The sequence below is a fragment of the Bacillus sp. FSL W8-0920 genome, from assembly GCF_038593215.1.
Classification (GTDB): domain Bacteria; phylum Bacillota; class Bacilli; order Bacillales; family Bacillaceae; genus Bacillus; species Bacillus pumilus.
Genome location: NZ_CP151974.1, coordinates 1,070,285 through 1,093,309 on the forward strand (window position 1 = coordinate 1,070,285; position 23,025 = coordinate 1,093,309).

General features: G+C 41.3%; 20 protein-coding genes. 14 read left to right on the forward strand and 6 right to left on the reverse strand.

Annotated elements, in window-relative coordinates; all coding sequences use genetic code 11:
- Positions 1 to 36: 36 nt before the first annotated feature.
- A complete protein-coding gene (locus NSS78_RS05180; protein ID WP_003211807.1) occupies positions 37 to 1,569 on the reverse strand; it encodes an FAD-dependent oxidoreductase in 1,533 nt (510 codons plus the stop codon).
- Between the two features lie 145 nt (positions 1,570 to 1,714).
- On the opposite strand from NSS78_RS05180, the gene NSS78_RS05185 reads away from it, so the two are divergent.
- Positions 1,715 to 2,575, forward strand: a complete 861-nt coding sequence (locus NSS78_RS05185) for an SDR family oxidoreductase (protein ID WP_212046104.1) — start codon at positions 1,715 to 1,717, stop codon at positions 2,573 to 2,575.
- A 63-nt stretch (positions 2,576 to 2,638) separates the two neighbouring features.
- On the opposite strand, the gene NSS78_RS05190 is transcribed toward NSS78_RS05185, so the two are convergent.
- Positions 2,639 to 2,869, reverse strand: a complete 231-nt coding sequence (locus NSS78_RS05190; RefSeq protein ID WP_003210924.1) for an IDEAL domain-containing protein — start codon at positions 2,867 to 2,869, stop codon at positions 2,639 to 2,641.
- Between the two features lie 288 nt (positions 2,870 to 3,157).
- Here NSS78_RS05190 and NSS78_RS05195 point away from each other — a divergent pair, with 288 nt between their 5' ends.
- From NSS78_RS05195 to NSS78_RS05205, 3 genes are all read left to right on the forward strand, one after another.
- Positions 3,158 to 3,736: a competence protein ComK gene (locus tag NSS78_RS05195; protein ID WP_003212419.1), complete on the forward strand. Its 579-nt coding sequence runs from the start codon at positions 3,158 to 3,160 to the stop codon at positions 3,734 to 3,736.
- Between the two features lie 158 nt (positions 3,737 to 3,894).
- A complete protein-coding gene (locus NSS78_RS05200; RefSeq protein WP_212046103.1) occupies positions 3,895 to 5,001 on the forward strand; it encodes a D-TA family PLP-dependent enzyme in 1,107 nt (368 codons plus the stop codon).
- A gap of 315 nt (positions 5,002 to 5,316) precedes the next feature.
- On the forward strand, positions 5,317 to 5,799 hold the full coding sequence (locus NSS78_RS05205) for a hypothetical protein (protein WP_212046102.1): 483 nt from the start codon (positions 5,317 to 5,319) through the stop codon (positions 5,797 to 5,799).
- Between the two features lie 31 nt (positions 5,800 to 5,830).
- On the opposite strand, the gene NSS78_RS05210 is transcribed toward NSS78_RS05205, so the two are convergent.
- Positions 5,831 to 7,270, reverse strand: a complete 1,440-nt coding sequence (locus NSS78_RS05210) for a PLP-dependent aminotransferase family protein (protein ID WP_212046101.1) — start codon at positions 7,268 to 7,270, stop codon at positions 5,831 to 5,833.
- Positions 7,271 to 7,414: 144 nt separating this feature from the next.
- On the opposite strand from NSS78_RS05210, the gene NSS78_RS05215 reads away from it, so the two are divergent.
- The 3 genes from NSS78_RS05215 (at position 7,415) to NSS78_RS05225 (ending at position 10,138) form a co-directional block, all read left to right on the forward strand.
- On the forward strand, positions 7,415 to 8,584 hold the full coding sequence (locus NSS78_RS05215; protein WP_212046100.1) for an MFS transporter: 1,170 nt from the start codon (positions 7,415 to 7,417) through the stop codon (positions 8,582 to 8,584).
- Between the two features lie 64 nt (positions 8,585 to 8,648).
- Positions 8,649 to 8,924 (forward strand): barstar family protein, encoded by a 276-nt coding sequence (locus NSS78_RS05220; protein ID WP_050945369.1) that lies wholly within the window; start codon positions 8,649 to 8,651, stop codon positions 8,922 to 8,924.
- A 257-nt stretch (positions 8,925 to 9,181) separates the two neighbouring features.
- A complete protein-coding gene (locus NSS78_RS05225) occupies positions 9,182 to 10,138 on the forward strand; it encodes an LCP family protein (protein WP_003212446.1) in 957 nt (318 codons plus the stop codon).
- A gap of 68 nt (positions 10,139 to 10,206) precedes the next feature.
- Here NSS78_RS05225 and NSS78_RS05230 read toward each other — a convergent pair whose 3' ends face one another.
- Entirely contained in the window at positions 10,207 to 10,569 is a 363-nt protein-coding gene (locus tag NSS78_RS05230) for a hypothetical protein (protein WP_003210969.1), read from the reverse strand.
- A 150-nt stretch (positions 10,570 to 10,719) separates the two neighbouring features.
- Here NSS78_RS05230 and NSS78_RS05235 point away from each other — a divergent pair, with 150 nt between their 5' ends.
- Together NSS78_RS05235 and lepB are read left to right on the forward strand one after the other, a co-directional pair.
- Positions 10,720 to 11,337 carry a TVP38/TMEM64 family protein gene (locus NSS78_RS05235; RefSeq protein WP_080772985.1) on the forward strand — a complete coding sequence of 206 codons (618 nt, stop codon included), beginning with the start codon at positions 10,720 to 10,722 and terminating at the stop codon, positions 11,335 to 11,337.
- Positions 11,337 to 11,849, forward strand: a complete 513-nt coding sequence (lepB, locus tag NSS78_RS05240; RefSeq protein WP_041815362.1) for a signal peptidase I — start codon at positions 11,337 to 11,339, stop codon at positions 11,847 to 11,849. The genes NSS78_RS05235 and lepB overlap by 1 nt, the downstream gene beginning before the upstream one ends.
- Before the next feature lie 34 nt (positions 11,850 to 11,883).
- Here the strand turns inward: lepB and NSS78_RS05245 are convergent, their stop codons facing one another.
- Complete coding sequence (locus NSS78_RS05245) at positions 11,884 to 13,029, reverse strand: AbrB family transcriptional regulator (RefSeq protein ID WP_342468374.1); 1,146 nt, start codon at positions 13,027 to 13,029, stop codon at positions 11,884 to 11,886.
- Positions 13,030 to 13,295: 266 nt separating this feature from the next.
- Between NSS78_RS05245 and NSS78_RS05250 the strand changes: the two genes are divergently transcribed.
- Genes NSS78_RS05250 through NSS78_RS05260 form a run of 3 tightly spaced genes read left to right on the forward strand, consistent with a single transcriptional unit; the run spans position 13,296 to position 15,017 of the window.
- Positions 13,296 to 13,718: a BlaI/MecI/CopY family transcriptional regulator gene (locus tag NSS78_RS05250; RefSeq protein ID WP_003210872.1), complete on the forward strand. Its 423-nt coding sequence runs from the start codon at positions 13,296 to 13,298 to the stop codon at positions 13,716 to 13,718.
- Positions 13,711 to 14,550 carry a M56 family metallopeptidase gene (locus tag NSS78_RS05255; protein WP_327840159.1) on the forward strand — a complete coding sequence of 280 codons (840 nt, stop codon included), beginning with the start codon at positions 13,711 to 13,713 and terminating at the stop codon, positions 14,548 to 14,550. Before NSS78_RS05250 ends, NSS78_RS05255 begins: the two co-directional genes overlap by 8 nt.
- Before the next feature lie 56 nt (positions 14,551 to 14,606).
- Complete coding sequence (locus tag NSS78_RS05260; protein WP_106029930.1) at positions 14,607 to 15,017, forward strand: DoxX family protein; 411 nt, start codon at positions 14,607 to 14,609, stop codon at positions 15,015 to 15,017.
- 197 nt (positions 15,018 to 15,214) lie between these two features.
- Here NSS78_RS05260 and NSS78_RS05265 read toward each other — a convergent pair whose 3' ends face one another.
- A complete protein-coding gene (locus NSS78_RS05265; protein ID WP_003211961.1) occupies positions 15,215 to 15,661 on the reverse strand; it encodes a ferritin-like domain-containing protein in 447 nt (148 codons plus the stop codon).
- A 165-nt stretch (positions 15,662 to 15,826) separates the two neighbouring features.
- Here NSS78_RS05265 and addB point away from each other — a divergent pair, with 165 nt between their 5' ends.
- Both addB and addA read left to right on the forward strand, forming a co-directional pair.
- Complete coding sequence (gene addB, locus NSS78_RS05270) at positions 15,827 to 19,336, forward strand: helicase-exonuclease AddAB subunit AddB (protein WP_212046098.1); 3,510 nt, start codon at positions 15,827 to 15,829, stop codon at positions 19,334 to 19,336.
- A complete protein-coding gene (addA, locus tag NSS78_RS05275) occupies positions 19,314 to 23,012 on the forward strand; it encodes a helicase-exonuclease AddAB subunit AddA (RefSeq protein ID WP_212046097.1) in 3,699 nt (1,232 codons plus the stop codon). The genes addB and addA overlap by 23 nt, the downstream gene beginning before the upstream one ends.
- The last annotated feature ends 13 nt before the right edge of the window (positions 23,013 to 23,025 follow it).

The window sequence follows — 23,025 nt, forward strand, 5'->3', positions numbered from 1 at the left end:
ATAATATTGGATTTTTTAAAGGGGATCAGTAAAATTTTACTGTTCTTTATAAGACCTTTTTAGTGGTTTCTTTGCTGGGCCTTCTACTACCTCTCCAGTAATGGAGAAACGTGAACCGTGACACGGGCAATCCCAAGTGCGGTCGCTATTATTCCAAGCGACTTCACAGCCTAGGTGAGTACACGTTGTATCCACAAGAAAGATATTCCCATCCTCTGATTTAAAGGCGCCGCATTTTTTATGCTCATACGATACAATGCCGCCTTCACCTGGCTTTAAATCATCAATGGTTTGATCGGTTCGTTTTAATTTACCACTGATCAGCTTGGCAGCGACATTGCTGTTTTCTTTAACGAAATCTTTGACGAAAGAATCAGAAACAGGTCTTGATGGCGTAAAAATGGATTCGTATGGATTCGATTTTCCTTCAATCAAATCACCGATAAGAGTAGCTGCCGCGTGGCTTGTCGTCATGCCCCATTTTCTAAAACCGGTCGCAACGAAGATATTTTGATGGTGCTTGGTTAGGCGGCCAATGTAAGGGATTTGATCCATTGTGACCATATCGTGTGTCGACCAGCGATACAGCACCTCTTCAATTCCAAGGGTAGCGTCTCCAAACCTTTCTAGTCCTTCATAGTGAGCAGATTCATCCCCGCCTTGTCCAGTTTTATGACCTTCTCCTCCGATGAGAACGACTTCCTCACCATGCCATTCTGTCGTTCTTAAAGAATGAGCAGGCTGGTCGATCCCTAAGTACATTCCATCTGGGAGCGGCTTCGTTGTTTTGGCTGCTACCACATAAGATTGCTCTGGGTGAATGCGCGTGAAATAAAGTCCCTTTCCATCATAAAAAGGAAAGTGCGAACAGGATATGATATAGCGGCCTGTCAGGTGATGGTCGTCTTTTGTGACGACAGCAGGGCGGTTTCCTTCTTTTACGTCAACAGCAGTTGTCTGTTCATAAATACGTACACCACGCTCTAGGAGCTGGTCAATGAGTGCATTGAGATAATGAAGGGGATGGAACTGTGCCTGCTGCGTCATTGCTAGGGCAGCCTTGATGTCAGCATCAAAAGGAAGCGCTGTTTTCCATCCCCGATCAATCCCAAGCTGTTTGTAGGCATCTAATTCCTTTTTTAATTTTTTTACACCGCTTTCTTCCTTTGTATAAAGGTACGCATCCTTGACTTCTAGCTGACAATCGATGTCGTACTTTTGGACGCGAGCTTGAATTAGCTCTTTTGCTTTCTCATTTGCTTCTACATACAAACGGGCTTTGGGCATACCAATTTGCTGGATCAGCTCATGGTAGTAAACATCGTGCTGTGAGGTAATCTTAGCTGTCGTATGTCCGGTCGTACCTTGCAGCAGTTGATCAGCATCAATGATGATGACATCCAGCCCGCGTTCTGTCATTTCAAACGCGGTAGCGATACCGGTAATACCACCGCCAACAATGATGACATCTGCTGTGAGATCCTCATCTACTGTAGGAAAAGAATGCTTTTGACTATCCGCTATCCATAACGATTTTGCCTGTTCCAATCCTTTATGTTCTTGCTCCATACTGTCGCCTCCAGTTAGTGACTTGTTATGTATAATTTTTCCACAATGAAGAAAATCATACATTTGAAAGGAAACTAGCCTGGCATACATAAAAAAATAGCCAACACATAAAAATAAACAAGATAAAAGGAAGGAGTGGTCAGACGTGTCAACAAAGCAGCCGAAGAAAACATTGCCGCCTCAGCATCAAAGTGAGCGTCCAGGTCTTGAATACAAAATGAATCCAAGGCCTGTTTTTGATCGAGAGATGCCGGATAAAAAATTAGCAGGGAAAACAGCCATTGTGACAGGTGGAGACAGCGGGATCGGAAGAGCAGTCTCGGTCTTATTTGCGAAGGAAGGCGCCAATGTCGCCATTGTTTACTTGAGTGAGCACCGCGATGCAGAGGAAACGAAGGACTATATTGAAAAGGCGGGAGGTCGCGTCATTTTAATTGCAGGTGATTTAGGAGATGAGGCGTTTTCAAATGAGGTCGTCAAAAAAACGAAGGATGCTTTCGGTTCCATAGATATTTTGGTGAACAATGCCGGGGAACAGCATCCGCAAAAAAGCATTGAACAGATTACCTCACATCAGCTTCTTCGAACATTTCAAACGAATATTTTTGCCATGTTTTATTTAACAAAAGCGGTACTTCCTCATTTAAAGAAAGGGAGCAGTATCATTAATACTGCATCTGTCACAGCCTATAAAGGGCATGAAACCTTGATCGACTATTCATCTACAAAAGGGGCAGTCGTGACATTTACGAGATCATTATCTTTATCGCTCATTAAGCAAGGGATTAGAGTAAACGGGGTAGCTCCGGGACCCATTTGGACACCCCTCATTCCATCGACCTTTACGGAAAAGGAAGTCTCTGAATTTGGCGGAGATGTTCCAATGGAGCGTCCTGGTGAGCCAGTAGAGCTTGCGCCGAGCTATTTATTTTTAGCGAGCGAAGACTCCTCTTATATAAATGGACAAATCCTGCATGTCAATGGCGGAACCATTTTAAATGGATAAACAAAAAACTTGCGGTAAAGAGACGAGTTGCTGCCCTCTTTGCCGCAAGTAAAATCATCATGATTAATGTAAGCAGTGTTCTGCATATTGAGCTGACAGGTCGTTGAATCGTTTTTCATCACGCTGATCCAGTGCCTTATCAATCTCTTCTCTAAGGAAGGTTAAGCGCTGTTTATAAAGCGCCTCATCTAAAACCATTTGAATATAGATGTCTAAAATCGTCACGCCGTTTTCTTCGGTTTTTTGGGTGTTGCGGGACTTCATGAGCTCAGCATACGTTTTTTTCTCTTTCATAAAGAATCCCCCCGATGCCTTTTTTATAGTATATGGATTGGCGAAGAAAAAATCAACAAGAATTTATAATTTTTAGACAATTTATTTTTGAGCGAAATCGACACCTCTTGTCCAATCGACACGATGTGATATATCTTAAAAAAGGCTTTTCGATAGATCGAATGGACTAAATAATACGATAAAAAAATGATTTTTAATAAATTTTGAAAAAATCCTGTCGTTTCTTATATGTTGGTGATAGATTAATAGTATCTAAAATAACCAAAAATTAACACAGGAGGAAATGAAGTGTCAGGAATTAGTGAAACACCTTTAGATTCATACGTCATTAATCAAACAACAATGGCGATCCTTCCGGTTGAAGAAGGAAAAAGAGTATATTCAAAAGTCATAGAAAGAGAGACAAGCTTTTACGTTGAATTAAAACCTCTGCAAATTATTGAACGCAGCTGCCGATTCTTCGGCTCAAGCTATGCAGGCAGAAAAGCGGGAACATATGAAGTAACAGGAATATCCCACAAGCCTCCCATTGTGATTGACTCATCCAATCATCTGTATTTCTTCCCAACCTATTCATCCAACCGTCCTCAGTGCGGCTGGATCTCCCACAAATACATTCATACCTTCCAGGAATCATCCCTCGGAGACACGGTGGTCATCTTTACAAATGAGCAAACCGTCAAACTCGATGTCTCATATAAGTCATTTGAGAGTCAGGTGCACAGAACAGCGTATCTCCGAACGAAATTTCAAGATCGCCTTGATGGTGGTCTTCCTAAAAAACAAGAATTTATGCTGTATCCAAAGGAACAACAGCTCAACCTTGTATACGATTTTATATTAAGGGAGCTTCGGAACAGATATTAACTAAAACCAGCGGCAGCCCAGCCGCTGGACTCCTTATGTTTAGCATATCGTCTTACTTTCTCGAAGAAAAAAACATTGAAAATTATATAACAAATTATATAATTTAAGTACAATGTATAAAATTTTATATAATGAGCGACAGAAAAGGGGATATGATGATGACTTATGATGAACTAGATACACCGGCGCTATTAATTGATAAACAGGTGATGATGGAGAATCTAGCTGCTATGCAGCAATATGCGGACCGTCAGCAAGTCAAACTGCGTCCTCATACGAAAACACATAAAACACCTGGTCTTGCGAAGGTGCAGGAGGAGATGGGCGCATCTGGCTTAACTGTAGCGAAAGTAGGGGAAGCAGAAGTGATGGCGGCGCATGGGCTAACAGATATCTTTATCGCCAATCAAATTGTAGGTGAGACAAAGCTGAAGCGAATTCGAAAGCTGGCAGGGTCGATACACATTTCATTTGGAATTGATTGTGTAGAGCATGTGCATCAAATTGAAGATGTCTTTCGTGGAGCAGAGAAAAAAGCGGAGGTTTTAATTGAGATAGAGGTTGGAGAAGAGAGGTCTGGTGTCATTGAAGAGAGTGATTTCCGTCAAATCTTGCAGGCGATAAAAACATGTGAGTTCGTTCATTTAAAAGGGATTTTTTCTCATGATGGTCATACATACAAGGCGGAAAGTAAAGCGCATTGTCAGACATTATATGAAGACGCTGTGAATCGAACGCTTCGGTTTGCACAGGTTGCAAAAGAATCAGGCATGCTGCTAGAGGTAGTGAGCATAGGATCAACACCACCGTTCTTATTTCAATTTGATATTCCAAAGGGAGTGACCGAAATCCGCCCAGGCACATACATCTTCATGGATGCCTCTCAGTCCAATGTGATCGGCACTTTTTCACATTGTGCAGCAGCCGTCCTGACGACAGTCATTAGTAAGCCAACAAATACTCGTGTCATTACAGATGTTGGTGCCAAAGGGCTCACGGCTCAAACCCGTACAAAAGGGCTGACGAAAACAAAGGGACTAGGCAAGGTAAAAGACTTTGATGATGTATTTGTTTCCAGTGTATTTGATGAGCATGCTATCATTTATCACGAAGGCTTCCGTCAGACTGTCCAGATCGGTGAGAAGGTGCAAATCATTCCAAATCATATTTGTCCCGCTGTCAATCTTCATGAAAAAGCCTATCTCATCCAAGATGGTGAAGTAGTCGAAGAGCTTGACATTGCTTGTAAAGGTAAACTTCAATAAATCAACAGGACAAGGCGACTTCGTTGGGGCATCATTATGATGACACGAGAACATCCACCATGCACATGAATTTGTTGAAACCAAATCCATATATCCAGTCGTCTATTGAGTGTGTATCGGTAGACTGTCCACCAAATGACAGAGAAATGTGGATCCTTAGACGTATTTTCAAGCAATTATTCATAAATCACAGAAGTGACACGAGCCGTCTGTTACAATAAAAGAAATCATTTCTTGCAAAGTGTTCGTATGTGGTAAAGGATACTCCTATTTTGACCGATATGAACGAATGGGAATAAGAAATGGAGGCTCTGTATGAAAAAACAATCGCAATTGCTGCTACTATTCACCTTGACAGTGACCTTACTAGCAGCCTGTCAGCAAGCAGGTCAATCGCCTTCAAAACAAGACACAAAAGAAGCTGCGTATGAACAATGGGTTCAGCGTTATATGGATGAGTTAAATGAAGCTTATGAAAACATGACCGACCAATTTATTTCAGATGGACAGGGAAAGATCCAAGTAAATAAAAAATTGAAAAAGGCGACGAAAGCCTTTGATCGTGTGATTCAAAAGGGGCTTGCTCATCAAGAAATTCCAACCGCTTATCAAAAGGCAGATGAACAATTAAAGACAGGTCTTCATTCATTTGAAAAAGGAATTGGTCAGGTGGAGCAGCTATTAAAGCGCCCAGATCAAGAAAAGCTGTTTATTTCCGCTACTCATCATCTCCAAGATGGATTGCAGAGGGCAGCTGCATTTATTGAAGAAGTAGGCCGCATTCAGCAATCAACGTAAAAAGCTTGGAAGGCGGACTTCCAGGCTTTTTTTACATATAAAGTATTTGCTTTAAGCGGCGCACACCTTCTTGAATCATGTTTTCGTCCGTACAAGCAAAGCCTAGCAGTAATCCCTTTCGATTGCTCTCAAAACAATAAGGACTTAATGGATAAATGCCAATACCTGCTGCTTTTGCTGCCTCAATACTGCCTTTTTCGTCAAAGTTTGGCGCTCCTTCCAAAAAGACATGAAGACCCGTATCTGTTCCATAAATATGAAAGTGCTTGTCAAATTGTTGTGTTAAAAGGGCATCCATCATGGCAGCCTGTCTTTTTTTATATAGCTGTCTCATTCGCCTGACATAACGCGTGAATTCTCCTTCTCTGAAAAAAGAGGCGAGTGTGATCTGTTCCATAATGGGCAGCTGTCTTTGAATGAGTGATTGCAAGGAAGCGATTTCTTTTATGACCGCTTTGGAGCCGATAATGGCAGCAAGGCGGATGCCTGGTGCCAGCACTTTGGAGAAGCTTAAGATATAAATCACATGGTCGGGTGCTTCTGAAAATAAGGAAGGAAGCGGTCCGCCATGATAACGATAATCTCCATCAAAATCATCCTCTAGTATATAAGACTGATGACTGACAGCAAATTTTAGCAGCTGCTGCCTTCTGCTCACACTCATACATACACCGGTTGGACGCTGATGGGAGGGCGTCACCGCAATCAGCTTTGTTTTTCGTGGTAATGTATTCACCATGATCCCTTCTTCATCGACGGGCGCGGGATAAATGTTCATTTCACGATGCATAAAGGAAAGCCTTGCTCCAGGAAAGCCTGGATCTTCAACAGCTACTATATCGCCTTTTTTAAGCAATACCTGTGAAATCAAATCAATGGCTTGCTGCGTGCCTCCTGTTAACACGATTTGATCCTCTTCTACATCGATGCCGCGTTCTACTGATAAGTATTGGCGTATTTCTGAACGTACTTCCCATAAACCATGCGGGGAGGAATAGCCCCAATCTTTCATCTCTAATCGCTGTAATGCTTTTGTGAGCGAGCGTTTCCATATGTTTTGAAAATGTTCATCGATGGCTGGTTCCTGATGACGAAAATCAATATCAAGCTTCTCATGAAATTGATTGGCCGACAGCCAGTGGTTCATTTGTTTCTCCGCCTCTTGAAAGTGTGGTCTTACCGGAAGAGGAAAAGGCGGCTCACCTTGATGGGGAGTGGAGGCCGCATAGTGATCACTTGAAATGACCTTCGTACCGCCTCTTCTAGATGTGCTGACATATCCTCTTGCCAGCAGTTCATCATAAGCAAGCTGTATAGTTGATCTTGATACATTGAGCTCCTGTGCTAATACGCGTGTCGGTGTTAACTGATCATCGGGGTTCAGTTTTTGGGAATGAATTTGTTGAATGATCTCAGTCACGATTTGCTGCCAGAACGGGGTAGTACTTGAGCGGTCTAAATAAATATACATCGGACACCTTCTCTCATTGTCACATATAACATGATGATGACACGGGAATATGGAGTGGTCAATAGCATCGTTTTTGGATATAGGAAGTAAGCCAAAAGGTGTGTACACTGTTCTCATATGCTTATGACTAGAGGAGAGAGTGAAATGATCCCTGCAGCTAAAGAAGAAACCGCACACCTATCCATCATTCCATTTATATTCGTTTTATTTGGTCTTTTTATGATTACAACCGCAGTGAATCTGCAGGTGCCCCTTTATACGTTGTATGCCGAACAAGCAGGGTACGGAAAGGCGGCGACAGCCCTTGTATTTGCTGCATATGTCTTCGGACTGATTCCAGTTTTACTTTTTCTTGGCGGGATATCTGACCGGGCTGGACGCAAACCGGTTTTATTGGTCGCACTTAGTTTTTCATTATGTGCTACCTTATTGATGATCGTACATCCTACCATTCAGATGCTCTTTTTGGCGCGGCTGCTGCAAGGGGTGGGGCTTGGCCTAAGTGTTGGCACATGCACTGCTTATTTGATTGCTTTATATCCAGAAAAATCAAGCTGGATTCCAACTTTTATTGCGTTATGCAGTTCGGTTGGCTTTGGGGGCGGTGCTCTTTTTACGGCACTTCTTTCTTTTCAGTATGTGACGCTTGCGCCGCTTAGTTATTGGATTGTGCTGGTCTTTTTAATCCTAACGATCGTGGGTGTCTTCTTTTTCGTTCCGCCTGTACAAGGAGATGCAGATAAACCGATGATGAACATGCCAACATTTCCAAAAGGAACAATGCCAGCGAATGCAGCGATTGCTGTCGCGTGGTCAGTGTGTGGCCTTGTGATTTCGGTTTTGCCAGCACAGCTTAAATTGAATGGATATGAATTATGGGTAGGGCCGGCACTGTTTTTGATTAATATGTCAGGTGTCCTGATGCAGCCTTTTGTTCGCAAAATGAATAGCACAGCAGCGCTCCTTGCCGGATTTATCTGTCTTCCATGTGGATACGGTCTCTTGCTATTTGGAGCAAATGGTGGGTCAATCATTCTTGTGCTTGCCGGAACGATGCTTGCGGGTACTGCCTGCTATGGATTTACTTATTTAGGCGGTCTTCAGCTTATTGTCGAGCGGGGAAAAAAGGAGGCAGCTAGAGCCGTTGCCGGGTTTTATTTGTTTGCCTATTTAGGTCTGGGTCTTCCAAGTGTTTTTGTCGGGCTCTTCGCTGATCTGTTCGGAACTCAGGTGGTTTTAACCGTCTTTTTCTTGGTCGTTTTGGCAGCTTGTCTCATCCTTTTGATGTCAAGTGTCAGACAGAAACAAAAGTGAGGAGTCTTGCTTTCTCTTTTGCCTTCCATTCGTTTAAAATAAAGGCATGAGAGGGGAAGATGACATGAAACAAGTGCAGCTGGACGGCGCGTCGTGCAGGTCGCAAGAAGAGCTTCATGACCAACTAAAAACAGTTTTACACCTTCCTGACTACTACGGGAAAAATCTCGATGCCCTATGGGACTGTTTGACAGGAGAAGTAAATCTGCCAGTAGAGCTGACATGGGTGAATTTTGACACGAGCAAGGACGCTCTTGGCGAGTATGCAGAAAGCGTAAAGCAGTTATTTCAAGAAGCAGAAGAGGAATTGAAGGGACAATTTCAAGTGAGTATTCAATAACGATGAAGAAGCAGCCGACATTAGAGGCTGCTTTTTTCTGAATTTTCTCCTGCAATGATATGAATGTAGACAATGCTAATTATACGGAATCATTTAAAAAGAACACTACCGGCAGATTAAAAGATTGAGTTATCTGAGTTTTAAAAGTTTTTCATTGTGGGTTCATAAAAATATGTTGCGTGCAGGAAACTTTCGTTAAAATATGTTATAGTGGAACCTACATTGATAGACTAAGATAGAGTGAGGGTTCGGAAAGGATGAAGGAGAAAACAAGATCAAAAAGAAGGCTGAGACCTTGGGTGAAAGTCGTGCTGTTTATCATGGCATTTGTCATGGTGATGGCAATATCTGTGACAGGATATGCTTACTATAAAATTTCAAAAGCGTCGAATAAGGCGCAAGTGTCATTAGAAAGAGGAGACACCTCGCAAAAGCGTGTGAAAGCTTTTGATCCAGGAAAGGACAGCTTCTCGGTCCTGCTGCTTGGAATTGACAGCCGTCCAGGTGAAACGGTAGACGAAGCAAGAAGTGATGCGGTCTTACTGGCGGCTGTGAACCGAACAGAGAAAACCATCAAGCTCCTCAGTATTCCTCGTGATTCTTATGTAGATATTCCGGGAAGAGGATATGATAAAATCGCCCACGCCCATGCGTTTGGAAGTGCAGATTTGTCAGTCAAAACGGTCGAAAACCTGCTGAACATTCCTGTAGACTATGTGATTTCAGGGAACTTTAAGGCGTTTCAAGACATTGTAGATGAGCTAAACGGAATTGACGTAACGATTGAAGATGAAGGTATCGCAAAACAAATGGAAAAGGATTCAAAAGGGAAAGTTCATGTACAAACAGGAACACATACGTTAAATGGCGAAGAAGCATTAGCCTTTGTGAGAACGAGAAAGGCAGATAGTGACCTCATGCGCGGGAAGCGCCAAATGGAAGCACTTCAAGCCATCTTTGAAAAGTCTAAATCCATTTCTTCGATCCCATCCTATGACAACATCATTGATACACTTGGTGACAATGTTTCAACCAATCTGTCCATGAAGCAGTTTATCGGTCTTTTCCCGTTATTGAGCTCATTGACATCAGTAGATACCATTCAGCTAAAGGGCCATGATTATCAGCCTGGGAATGTGTATTACTTTGAGTTAGATGGCGCTGGATTAGAAGAAGTGAGAACAGAGCTGAGAGAACAGCTTGAATTATCATAAAGAAGCATTAGCCTGCCGCTGTGGCAGGCTTTTTGCTTTGAATGGGGAAGCGCGACAATGAAGCAAATTCAATTCGCTTGATGAAGAAAATACCGTGTCAGCAGTTCCTCTACCCGGTGACGTATACGTGGATTAAAGTATTTATGTTTTTCTTCATAGCCATCCATGATAAATAGATACGTTGTAAATCCTTCATCGTGTTCAATTTGCTGTACCTTCATTTTTTCTTTACGTAAATGCTGCTTTAGTTCATAAAGTGCTTTCTGTGCTTCCTTTAAGGCGGAGGTCACAAGCTGAATGTATGGTTCATTTAGTTTAAATGTTTGATGTTGTTTTAAGTGAGTCAAATCACGATTGAGGATGGAGACGACCATTGGAAGAAAGATGGCCTGTTCCATCATCTGAAGCTGTATTCTTGATAGTCTCGTCATGTCCAAGCCTGCTTTCTTTCTTGATGGAACACATGTTCTTATTTATTATACCGAATGAGTCAAATAATCTCAAGGGGGGGATTCATTTGTATATTTTTATGTTTTCCATGTAAAATGAAAAGTAGACAAACCTTGAAGGAGTCAAACAAGTTGACATCATTTCTTTCCCTATTTACTCACGAAAATATCACATCATTTTTTGAGAGCTACAAGGCCTTTGGACCGATTGTGGCCATATTGCTCCCTTTAATAGAAGCATTTCTTCCGTTTTTACCACTCGTTGCGTTTGCTGTAGCGAATGCAAATGCATTCGGCCTTTGGGAAGGATTTTTATTGACCTGGATTGGCGCAAGTGCAGGGTCTATTCTTGTCTTTTTACTGATCAGAAAGTTTGGACAGATGAGAATGCTCAACTTTATCAGCAGGCATCCTTCCATTAAAAAATTGATGCTTTGGGTGGAGAAGCGGGGATTTGGTCCATTATTTATTTTACTTTGCTTTCCTTTCACGCCCTCTGCTGCCGTCAATGTTGTAGCGGGTTTATCAAGAATTAGTTTTTGGCAATTCTCATTAGCTACTTTATCTGGCAAGTGTGTCATGCTCTTTATCATTAGTTTTATTGGTTATGATCTTTCTGCTTTAGTTAAGAATCCGTTAAGAAGTGTTTTTGCGGTTCTAGTTATTGCGTTATTATGGTATGTTGGAAAGAGAGTAGAAAATAGGTTAAACATTCGAATGAGCAAACGTGAGGACAAAGGAGGCTCTTAATGAAAAAGAAGCCATTGCTATGGTTGATGATTATTACAGGCATCGTCTTATTGTTCCAAGTCAAGAATTTCATGTTTGTCACGTACAAAGTAGAAGGGGTTAGTATGGACCCAACTTTTACAGATGGAACAGAATTATTAATCAATAAGTTCTCGCCAAAACTCACGAAAATTAGCCGGTTTGATTATGTGTTATTTCACGGACCTAAAAATCAAATCTTGATCAAGCGAGTCATTGGACTCCCAGGAGAAACGATCAAGTATGAAGATGATCAGTTATTTGTCGATGGTGAAAAAAAGAAGGAACCTTATTTAAAAGAGCAGAAACAACATAAAATGGGGAACGTTCTGACAGGGGATTTTCAGCTGAAAGCCATCACAGGAGACGATAAAATCAAAAACAATCATTACTTTGTGGTCGGAGATAACCGAATACATAGCTTCGACAGCCGGCATTTTGGCACCATTTCAAAGGATCAAGTTGTCGGTGTTAAAAGAAATACCAGTGAATAAAAAAAGGCGCTCTGCACATGCAAAGCGTCTCTTTTTATTTTGCGGCTTTATAATCAGGCTGCCTTTTTGCCCATACGTGATGTAAGAAGCGGAAAAACGGTGGCAGCATTGCAATGACGAGAATAATTCTGACGACTTGTACAGCCACAACAAAGGTAGAATCCTCATGCAGTGTAACCGCAGTTGTTGCCATCTCTGCAATACCGCCAGGCGAAAAAGCAAGAATGGCTGTAATGACAGAGATACCTGTGATCTCAGCGATGGCAATAGAGCTGAGGACAGTCGCAGCAATTAGCCCAGCTGAGCTGACGACAGCCACAATGAGAGTGTTTTTTAGCCCGACAAACATTTCTTTATTCATTTTTGAACCGATGGTTGCACCTAGAAATACTTGAGACGCAATGTTCGCTTGTGCCGGCCAATAAGGAATCAAATCATAACCTATGAGTGCGCCCGCACCAACTTGAAGAGCTGCGACGCCTAGCATGCTGCCGATCAGCCAAGGAGCAGGGAAATGAAGACGAACTGCTAGGCGTGACATGAGCCAGGCACCTAAAATAAGCGCAGCGGTCCAAGAGATGTTTGAAAGGGTGAAAACACCCGAAGAAAAAGCGCTCCCTTGCGTAACTACAGCCACATCCGCTTGGTTTTTTGTATTTAAATAAAACACTGTAAATGGGATAGTGAGTACAACCATTAATACACGTATCGTTTGCACAAGACTCACAACAGCTGTATTGGCTCCCACCTCTTGGGCAATGCCCGGCATAGCGGATAAACCGCCGGGGGCAGTTCCGACAAAGCTTGTCAGCATATCTGTTTTGCTCAGCTTCCATAAGACAAAGCCTGAGAGCATCGCCAGTAGAATAGAAAAGACGAGCATGAAACTCACAGGGAGCCAATTTTCAGCGAAAATGTGAAGGACCTTCATATTCATTTTCTGTCCGAGTTCGATTCCGAGAATGAATTGACCAAGGAGCAGCCATCTGCTGTGAATACGTAAGGTGCTAGTTCCTTTACGCTGAAACAGGGTGGGGCGGCGCATAGAAATAAAAGCTGCGGTTATTAATGTACCTACCATCCAGCCAATGGACATACCTGTTAAAGACAAAAGAAATCCACCTAAACCGCTTATCGCAATGAGAATGAGATCGGTTCGAAGGCTGTTTCCTTGTTTCATCACATGTAAACCTTCTTCCTATATGTTTGTTCAGTAAGTGAAATGTTGTTAACTTCACTATAATACAAAAGTCTCTATAAATAAAATACGAATTTTTTCACTATTTTCATAAGATTATCTTATCACTAAATGATTAGTACATTTTTATAAAGAAAGATATCATTTTTACCAAAAACAAAGTCTATATACAACGATTTTCCCCTATTTATGTTATCGGTTGACTATCATTTTCAATTACACTACACTACATAGTGTGGGGTGATAACATGAAAATTCCTTCTTTTAAATATAATGAAAAGGGATTGAATCGTTTTTTTGGTCCTTTAGAGGGAAGAATTATGGAGATCCTTTATGAAGGTGAGGATATGCCGATTAAAGAGGTGCAGCAAAAGCTGTCAGATGAGAAGCCGATTAATTTCAACACCGTGATGACTGTGCTGAACCGCTTAACCGAAAAAGGAATTGTGGAGAAAAAAACAAAAGGGCGCTCATCTATTTATAATCCTATTTTAACAAAAGAAGAATTTCTAAATGAGCAAACAAAATGGATTACACAAGGATTGATGGATGATTTCGGTCCACTGGCAGTGAATCATATGGTGGATGCGATTGAAAGTGCTGATCCTGAATTACTCAAAGTACTAGAAGCACGGCTAGCATCTAAAAAAGAGGAGCAGCAAAATGAATAAAATGAAGTCGAGTCTGCTGTTTTCAGGCGGTATATTGATTGGTTTAGCCATTTTTTATCAGATGGGGTATTACGTGCTTTCAAGCTTTTTTGGCTGGAATCAAGCATATAACCTGATCCATGTATGCCAGTCTGTGCTCGAATTCTATGGATTCACTCCTTTAAAATACTTTCTGGATGCCTTAGTCCTCTACACATTGGGTTTTGCGATTTTTTATATGACGAAACAAATCAAAAAGTACATTCAATTCAAGCAAAATCTGATGCTTGCAGTCGATCACCAGTCAACCGAATCTTTATCTGAGAAATATGCTAATGACATCATCGTGTTTCATTGTCATGAACCGCTTGCTTTTGCAATGGGGATGTTTCACCCAAAGGTTTATTTATCAACAGCTCTCATGGACATGCTGGATGAAGAAGAGATTGACGCTGTAGTTCATCACGAATTGCATCACAAATACAGCTATGATCCTTTAAAGGCTTTCATGTTCTCAATGCTCACAAAAGTCATTTGGTACATTCCAGTGTTAAAGCATATGAGACAAAGCTACTCTGTTTTTCGTGAAGTGATTGCAGATGACTATGCCATTCAGAAGACAGGTACTGAGCTTGGAGTAGGGCAGGCCCTTTTGAAGCTGATTAAAAAGAGAACCCAGTTTCAAAAACAAACAAAGTTTGCGGTGTCCTTTGGGGATCGGGCATTGAATTTAAGAATACAAAAAATCTTAAATCCAACTTACAATATTCCTTTTAATGTACCAATGATTCCAATCGTCACATCAGCCATTCTGATGGTGGTCTTAATGATTATGCTCAACCTTAATTACTAATTTTTTTACTTATTAACATTACATTGTGTAGTGTAAAAACAGGAGGAAATCACTATATGAAAACAAATCAAGAAATAGGAACACTTTTTGTACGCGTTATTTTAGGTATTATTTTCTTTTTACATGGGCTTCAGGCATATCAAGGAGGGCTGGGAGGCACAGCAGCATTCTTTGGACAAATCGGTGTACCTGAATTTATGGCCTATATTGTGAAGACAATTGAGCTAGTCGGTGGTATTGCCTTGATTTTAGGTCTAGGAACACGTATTTTCGCAGCATTATTCGTACCAATTATGGCAGTAGCGATTATCACTGTTGGTTTTTCTAGAGGATTTGTTGGTGGCTATGAATTTGAACTTTCGCTGCTCGTCATGGCGCTTTATTTGACTCTTAGCGGCAGTAAGCTGTTGTCAATTGATGGGATACTCAAGCATCAGCAGCAAAGCAATGAAGCAAAATTTCATTAAAAGATCATAAAAAAACTCCTTCTGCTATTTTGGGCAGAGGAGTTTTTTTAATGGTCGAATTCTCATTTTCTCGTTTGAAAATAAGGAAGGGATGTGAGGCTTTGCTACATTTAGCGCTTTCTTTAATAGATTGAATGAACGAAAAATCGATTTCATTTTTTGACGGAACATACGATCTCCTATTAAAATAGGACTATCTATGATACATGGTGCGTTAAAAGATATAAAAACCATACAGCATGCTGCTGCTCATCTTGAGCGATACGTTTCATTAGCTCTTTTGTTCCTTGATCCCGGACATAGTCTGATACGCTTAAGTAAAAATCGACCGTTTTTTGTTCATCTTTAAAGGCAAACATAAGTCCTTCTCTGAATTGGTCTGGACAAGGTTCTGTTACGCTTGGTTTGTGGTTTTTCCCTGTTAAAGAATAATATAGCTTTGAAAATAGTTGATAGTGTCTGACTTCATCCTGGCGTATTTCTTGAATGATCTTTTTTGCTTCAGGATTTTTTGCCTTTTGGGCAAGTTTTTCGTAGCATTGGATCGCAGAATACTCACCATTAATCGCTTTCTCAAGGTCTGAAATGATCCTTGTGTTTTGGCGCATGTCATAAGGCGAGTAGTCATAGTAACCGTAATACATGATATTGCCAGCCTCCTTTTAGTTCATGATGGTTTATGATATGAAAAGAGTGAGGAAAGGTGCCTATGTCTTTTTTCAGAAAGGAGAATGGGAACGTGATCGGAAAATAGCTATTTACCTTTATTTTCGCTAGAATATGAGTACATAAGAAAGGTGTTGTGGAACGTGGAGATTCAGTTTTTAGCAGGCAGATCGGGGAGTGGAAAAACGACTGCAATCTTAGAGGAAATCAAAGAACAGCTTCGGCTTGATCCGTTGGGTCCGCCAATCATTTTTTTAGTCCCGGATCAAATGACATTTTTAATGGAATATGAGCTTGCGAAAACGTCTGAAGCTGGTGGAATGATCAGAGCTAAAGTATTTAGTTTCACTCGTCTTGCTTGGTCTATTTTACAGCAGACTGGTGGAGCGAACCGGCAATTTGTGACAAGCACAGGAATTCAAATGCTTTTAAGAAAAGTGATTGAAGAGCAGAAAGACAAGTTTAAAGTATTCAAAAAAGCGAGTGATAAGCCGGGGTTTGTGGAGCAAATCGAAAAAACGATGGCTGAATTCAAAAGATACTGTATGCTGCCAGAGGATATTGAGAAGATTTCAGCGTCTAGCATGCATTCAGAGTATACAGAAGAAAGACGGGCAGCCGAAAAATTGCATGATCTCCATGTTCTTTATCAGCAGATGGAGCAGCATTTACAAGATGAATATGTGCACTCAGAAGACTATTTGACTCTTCTTTCCCAGCAAATTCCTTCAGCTGAAGAAATAAAAGGAGCACACATCTATATAGATGGTTTTTATCAATTTACACCGCAGCAGCTTCTTGTCATTGAACAGCTCTTGCTGCATGCAGCAAAAATAACTGCGGCTTTCACAGTAGATCGATCCTATCATGATAGGCAGCCAAATGAACTTGATTTATTTCGTATGACAGGTAAAACGTATTTCCAGCTCTATAAGCTTGCTAAAGAGTGCGGAGCTGACATTTCTGAAAATATTTTTGAAAGAAATCATCGGCACCTTTATACACCAGATCTTGCTTATTTAGAACACCAATATGAGCAGCGGCCCGTTCAGCCATATCAGGAAAACACCCCTCATCTCACAGTGTCTAAAAGTGCAAATAAACGAGCTGAAATTGAGGGAGTAGCGAGAGATATCCTTGATTTAGTGAGAGAAAAAGGACTCAGACTGCGAGATATCTCGATTGTAGCGCGGCATGTAGATGACTATAAAGATACGTTAAAAGAGGTTTTTCGAGATTACGATATTCCTTTTTTTATTGATGGAAATGAATCGATGCAGTATCATCCGCTCATTGAATTAATTCGTTCGAGCTTGGATGTCATAAAAGGAAATTGGCGGTATGAAGCGGTATTTCGCTGCGTGAAAACAGAGTTCTTATTTCCGCTTGAAATCACTAAGAACAAAGCGAGAGAGCAGGCAGATCAGCTTGAAAACTATTGCATTGCTTATGGTGTAAAAGGAGAGCGCTGGACAAACGGTTCCCGGTTTCATTACAGGCGTTTCCAATCATTAGATGAGGATTTCAGGCAAACAGATCAAGAAATTGAAATGGAACAAATGCTAAATGACGTCAAAGAATGGATCGCGCCCCCGCTTTACCAGTTGCAGAAAAGGCTCAAAAAAGCGCAAAAGGTAAGGGACATGGTAGAGGCTGTCTATGTCTTTTTAGAAGAGATACAAGTACCAGATAAGCTTGAAAAGGCGAGGCTTGAGGCTGAAGAAGCAGGTCGATTAGCTGAAGCAATGCAGCACGGGCAAGTATGGGATGCGGTGATTCAATTAATGGATGAATTTGTTGACATGCTAGGTGACGAAGAGCTCTCATTTCCCTTATTCCAACAGATGATAGATACAGGGTTAGCTTCTCTAAAATTCGCTTTGATTCCGCCTTCACTCGACCAAGTATTTATTGGAAGTATGGATTTATCCAGAATGTATCAAGTGAAGTGTACGTTTATCATTGGTGTAAATGATGGCGTTATTCCCGCACGTCCCTCTGATGAGAGTGTATTGTCTGAGGATGACCGAGAATGGTTAAAACGAGCAGGAGCAGAGCTAGCAGAGACAGGAAAAGAACGGCTGCTAGATGAGCAATTTTTAATTTACCAAGCGTTATCAAGTCCATCCCGTCATTTGTATCTATCCTATGCGGCTTCTGATGCAGAAGGACGTTCTCTATTGCCTTCGACACTCATCAAGTATTGCCAAGAGCTTATGCCAAATCATCAACAGGCTCTTTATGTGTTAGATCCAGAACAACTGGAAGACGATGAGCAATTAAAATTTGTAGCGAATGAGCATGTTTCGTTGTCGTATACCATCTCACAGCTGCAGCAATGGCTCAATCAATATCCCATCAGCAGTGTATGGTGGAGTGTCTATAACTACTTAATGACATCTCCTCATCGGGATGTATCAAAAAACATCATGTCAAGCTTGTTCTTTACAAATCGAGCGAAGCCATTAAAGCCTAATGTCACAAAAGAGCTTTACGGTGACCATATTCAGGGCAGTGTTTCAAGAATGGAGAAGTTCAATGCGTGTGCATTCTCTCACTTTGCTTCCCACGGTTTAAAACTAAAGGATCGACAATTTTACAAATTGGAAGCACCCGATATCGGCCAATTGTTTCACTCGGCTTTGAAGCATATTTCAGATACGCTAGTTGAACAAAAAAAGGATTGGAAAAACCTAACGAAGGAAGATTGTGTCACCTATTCAAGACATGCAATCGAACAGCTTGCTCCGCGTCTTCAAAAGGAAATTCTATTAAGCTCTAATCGGCATGCTTATATTAAAGAAAAGCTTCAGAAAATCTTGATTCGAGTCTCTTCTATATTAAGTGAACATGCCAAATTGAGTGGATTTTCTCCGGTAGGGCTTGAGTTAGGTTTTGGAGGTCAAGGGCCTTTGCCGCCGTTTACTTTTCAATTAAAGAATGGCTGCACGATGGAGCTTGTCGGAAGGATTGACAGGGTAGATAAGGCAGAAGGTTCAAAAGGGCTGCTTTTAAGAATCGTCGATTACAAATCCAGTGAGAAAGGTCTTGACCTAGCAGAAGTATACTATGGTCTTGCCTTGCAAATGCTCACATACTTAGACCTAACCATTACGTATTCGAAAGAGTGGCTCGGCGTAGAAGCAACGCCTGCTGGCATTTTATATTTCCATATTCATGATCCGCTCATTCAAGCACCGATTCCACTTGCAGAGGATGAAATTGAGCAGGAAATCTTCAAGAAATTTAAAATGAAGGGTTTATTGCTTGAAGATGTGGAAGCAGTAAAGCTAATGGATCAAACGCTTGATTCAGGTAGATCGCAAGTCATTCAAGCCGGTTTGAAAAAGGATGGGTCTTTCCGTTCTGATTCGGCAGTTTTAAGTGAGGATCATTTCCATATACTCACACAACACGTTCGGCGCACATTTGAAGAAGCAGGCGAAAGAATTACAAATGGAGAGGTCGCAATTAATCCATATAAATTAAAGGATCAAACACCTTGCCGCTTTTGTTCATTCAAGTCTATTTGCCAATTCGATGAATCAATAGAAGATAATGATTTTAGGGTGCTCACCTCTGAAAAGGATGATGTTGTGATAGAACGGATCAAAAAAGAAGGGGATCAGTATGCAAATACCAAAACCGAATAACAGTACGTGGACGGATGACCAGTGGGAAGCCATCGTTTCAGAAGGACAAGATATCTTGGTTGCGGCGGCGGCAGGGTCAGGTAAAACAGCTGTTTTGGTTGAACGCCTGATTCGAAAAATGACCCGGCCTGAACATCCAGTTGATGTGGATCGTCTGCTCGTTGTGACTTTCACAAATGCTTCTGCGGCAGAGATGAAGCATCGGATCACAGAAGCACTTGAAAAAGAATTAGCCAAAAACCCTGGGTCTCTTCATATGAGAAGGCAGCTGTCCCTCATGAATCGAGCTAATATTTCAACCTTGCACTCCTTTTGCTTGCAGGTTTTGCGCACCTTTTACTATGAAATTGATCTTGATCCAGGCTTTCGTTTGGCTGACCAAACAGAAGGAGAATTATTAGGAGATGAAGTGTTAGACGAACTGTTTGAGGATGAATATAAGGCTGGAAAGCCATCATTCTTTGAATTGGTTGATCGTTATACATCTGACCGTCACGACTTAGATTTGCAATGGCTCGTGAAGAGAATTTATGAGTTTTCGAGATCTCATCCTTCTCCGGAGCAATGGATGCGGGCATTTCTTTCACTTTATGATGTAGATGCTCAAACAAAAGTAGAAGAATTACCGTTTTATCCATATATCAAAGAAGATCTTTCTCTCGTTCTCCGGAGCTGCCAGGAGCTGCTTGAACGAGCTCTTTCGCTATCAAAAGAACCAGGCGGCCCAGCACCGAGAGCAGAGAATTTTATAGATGATTTAGAGCAAGTCAATGAATTAATCCGTCATCAAGATGATTTTGAGAAGCTTTATGAGCTTTTGCCGAACGTCAATTTTAAAAGGCTCAAAACGTGCAAAGGGGACGAATATGACCCTGCTCTCTTAGAAAAATCCACAGATGCACGTAATCAAGCAAAAAAACAATTAGAAAAACTAAAAGATGAATACTTCATGCGCAGTCCTGCCCAACATTTAAAAAGCTTAGCTGAAATGAAGCCAGTTGTGGAGACGCTTGTAGAGCTTGTGATCCAATTTGGTGAGCGTTTCGAAAGAGCGAAGCAGGAAAAGTCAATTGTCGACTTTTCGGATTTAGAGCACTATTGCTTACGCATTTTAGCGGAGCAGGATGCAGAAGGACATTTGATCGAAACAGAAGCTGCCAAATACTATCAACAGCAGTTTGAAGAAGTGCTCGTTGATGAATACCAGGATACAAACCTTGTACAAGAAACGATTTTAAAGCTTGTATCTAAAGGAGAACATTCTGCTGAGGGCAATCTGTTTATGGTTGGTGATGTAAAGCAGTCTATTTATCGTTTTAGACTGGCAGAGCCTATGCTCTTTTTAAACAAATATAAACACTTTCAACCAGACGGCAAAGAAACAGGGAAGAGAATCGATTTAAATAAAAACTTCCGTAGCCGTTCAGATGTTTTAGATAGTACGAACTTTTTGTTCAAGCAGCTGATGGGGGAAACAGTGGGAGAAATTGAATATGATGAACAAGCTGAATTAAAGCTTGGAGCGAGTTATCCAGAAAGCAAAGATACAACGACAGAAATGCTTCTTGTCCACTTAGATCAGCAGGAAGCAGAAACCGGCGAAGAGCGAGAAGAGCTCGAGACCGTCCAATTTGAAGCGAGAATCATTGCTGAAAAAATAAAAGAATTAGTGGAGCAGCCATTTCAAGTGTACGATGCAAAGCAGCAAATGACCCGTAATTTGCAGTATCGTGACATTGTCATTTTGCTTCGGTCTATGCCTTGGGCTCCGCAAATGATGGAGGAATTAAAGAAGCAGGGAATCCCTGTATATGCGAATCTTTCCTCTGGTTATTTTGAAGCAACAGAGGTGTCTGTCATTCTTTCATTGTTAAAAGTCATCGATAATCCATATCAGGATATCCCGCTTGCTGCTGTTTTAAGATCACCTATTGTTCATTTAGACGAAAATGAATTGGCTCTGATTCGAACGAGTGATAAAAAAGGCACGTATTATGATGCTGTAAAGGCATTCATGAGTGTGACGCATTCTGATCACCCTACATGCAAAAAACTAGAGCGATTTTTCCAATTACTGCGCAAGTGGCGTGATTTTTCTATCAATCATTCGGTGGCAGAATTAATTTGGGAAGTCTACCGTGATACGCAGTATCTTGATTATGTTGGCGGAATGCCTGGAGGTAAGCAGCGACAGGCAAATCTTCGTGCCCTTTATGACCGGGCTAAGCAATACGAAAAAGCTGCCTTTAGAGGGCTATTCCGATTCCTTCGTTTTATTGAAAGAATGCAGGAGCGTGGGGATGATCTTGGTGCAGCAAAAACGTTCAGTGAAACAGAGGACGTTGTGCGCATGATGACGATCCATAGCAGTAAAGGATTAGAATTTCCAGTCGTCTTTACCGCAGGGCTCGGCAGAAACTTTAATATGATGGACTTAAACCAGCCCTATTTACTTGATAAAGAACTAGGCTTTGGAAGCAAGTACATCCATCCTGAGCTGAGAATTAGTTATGCGACATTACCACTTGTGGCGATGAAAAAAAAGATGAGAAAAGAGTTGTTATCTGAAGAATTAAGGGTCCTATATGTAGCGCTCACAAGGGCTAAAGAAAAATTATTTCTAGTCGGCTCTGTCAAAAATCAGGTGAAAGCATTAAGCAAATGGCAAAATGCCGCAACCGGAGAAGAGTGGCTGCTCCCTGATTTTGAACGGTATCAATCGAAAACATACTTAGATTTCATTGGCCCTGCCCTTATCCGTCATCAAGCGATGTCATCTGTTTTAGAAGAAACAGGAGATATTGTTCTTTCGCATCCGTCTACATTCACTATCTCATTTACGCAAGCTTCTGATCTTTTAAAGGAAGATATGTCACTTGAAAAAAAGGAGCAAGACGAGATTGTACAAGCATTGATCGATGGTCTACCTGTTGAAGGATATGGTGATGCTGATGAGAAGGTGGCAGAGAGACTCTCATGGAAATATCCGTATCTAGCGGCCTCGCAAGTCGGCACAAAGCAGTCTGTTTCCGAGATAAAAAGAATGAAAGAAATACAGGATGAGTACAGTGTTCCTTCTTCTATTCGAAAAGCTCGTGCAACATTGTATGACCGGCCAGCTTTCATGAAGAAAAAAACACTCACTGCCGCAGAACAAGGCACCGCAATGCATACAGTGATGCAGCATATCCCGCTTCCTTCTGAGGAGCCCTATGATGAATCACGTATAGGACACCTGCTCGAATCCTTACAGCAGCGAGACTTGCTAACAGATGAGCAGATCCAATCAATTAATCAAGAAGGAATTGCTTCTTTCTTCTCTACTTCAATTGGTCAAAAACTGCTAAAAGCGGACTGGGTAAAACGAGAGGTGTCATTTAGTATGGTGTTACCTGTTAAAGAGGTATACAGTCATATTGATACTGAGGGAGAGCCTGTTCTGATTCAAGGGATGATTGACTGTTTATTTGAAACAGATGGAAAGCTATATTTACTAGATTATAAAACTGATAGAGTACAAGGCAGATATACAGTTGACGCTGCTGAACCGATCTTGAAAAAGCGTTATGAAACCCAAATAGCCTTATATGCAAAAGCTGTAGAGCGTTTGACAAACAGAACATTAGAGGAGAAAATTCTCTATTTCTTCGATGGAAATTTAGAAATTTCTTTATAAATGTATCGGAATG

What these genes read in the sequence shown, in the direction of transcription:
- NSS78_RS05180 (WP_003211807.1), bottom strand. Translation starts at nt 1,569, where the DNA reads ATGGAGCAAGAACATAAAGGATTGGAACAGGCAAAATCGTTATGGATA.
- NSS78_RS05190 (WP_003210924.1), bottom strand. Translation starts at nt 2,869, where the DNA reads ATGAAAGAGAAAAAAACGTATGCTGAGCTCATGAAGTCCCGCAACACC.
- NSS78_RS05200 (WP_212046103.1), top strand. Translation starts at nt 3,895, where the DNA reads ATGACTTATGATGAACTAGATACACCGGCGCTATTAATTGATAAACAG.
- NSS78_RS05205 (WP_212046102.1), top strand. Translation starts at nt 5,317, where the DNA reads ATGAAAAAACAATCGCAATTGCTGCTACTATTCACCTTGACAGTGACC.
- NSS78_RS05210 (WP_212046101.1), bottom strand. Translation starts at nt 7,270, where the DNA reads ATGTATATTTATTTAGACCGCTCAAGTACTACCCCGTTCTGGCAGCAA.
- NSS78_RS05215 (WP_212046100.1), top strand. Translation starts at nt 7,415, where the DNA reads ATGATCCCTGCAGCTAAAGAAGAAACCGCACACCTATCCATCATTCCA.
- NSS78_RS05220 (WP_050945369.1), top strand. Translation starts at nt 8,649, where the DNA reads ATGAAACAAGTGCAGCTGGACGGCGCGTCGTGCAGGTCGCAAGAAGAG.
- NSS78_RS05225 (WP_003212446.1), top strand. Translation starts at nt 9,182, where the DNA reads ATGAAGGAGAAAACAAGATCAAAAAGAAGGCTGAGACCTTGGGTGAAA.
- NSS78_RS05230 (WP_003210969.1), bottom strand. Translation starts at nt 10,569, where the DNA reads ATGACGAGACTATCAAGAATACAGCTTCAGATGATGGAACAGGCCATC.
- lepB (WP_041815362.1), top strand. Translation starts at nt 11,337, where the DNA reads ATGAAAAAGAAGCCATTGCTATGGTTGATGATTATTACAGGCATCGTC.
- NSS78_RS05245 (WP_342468374.1), bottom strand. Translation starts at nt 13,029, where the DNA reads ATGAAACAAGGAAACAGCCTTCGAACCGATCTCATTCTCATTGCGATA.
- NSS78_RS05250 (WP_003210872.1), top strand. Translation starts at nt 13,296, where the DNA reads ATGAAAATTCCTTCTTTTAAATATAATGAAAAGGGATTGAATCGTTTT.
- NSS78_RS05255 (WP_327840159.1), top strand. Translation starts at nt 13,711, where the DNA reads ATGAATAAAATGAAGTCGAGTCTGCTGTTTTCAGGCGGTATATTGATT.
- NSS78_RS05260 (WP_106029930.1), top strand. Translation starts at nt 14,607, where the DNA reads ATGAAAACAAATCAAGAAATAGGAACACTTTTTGTACGCGTTATTTTA.
- NSS78_RS05265 (WP_003211961.1), bottom strand. Translation starts at nt 15,661, where the DNA reads ATGTATTACGGTTACTATGACTACTCGCCTTATGACATGCGCCAAAAC.
- addA (WP_212046097.1), top strand. Translation starts at nt 19,314, where the DNA reads ATGCAAATACCAAAACCGAATAACAGTACGTGGACGGATGACCAGTGG.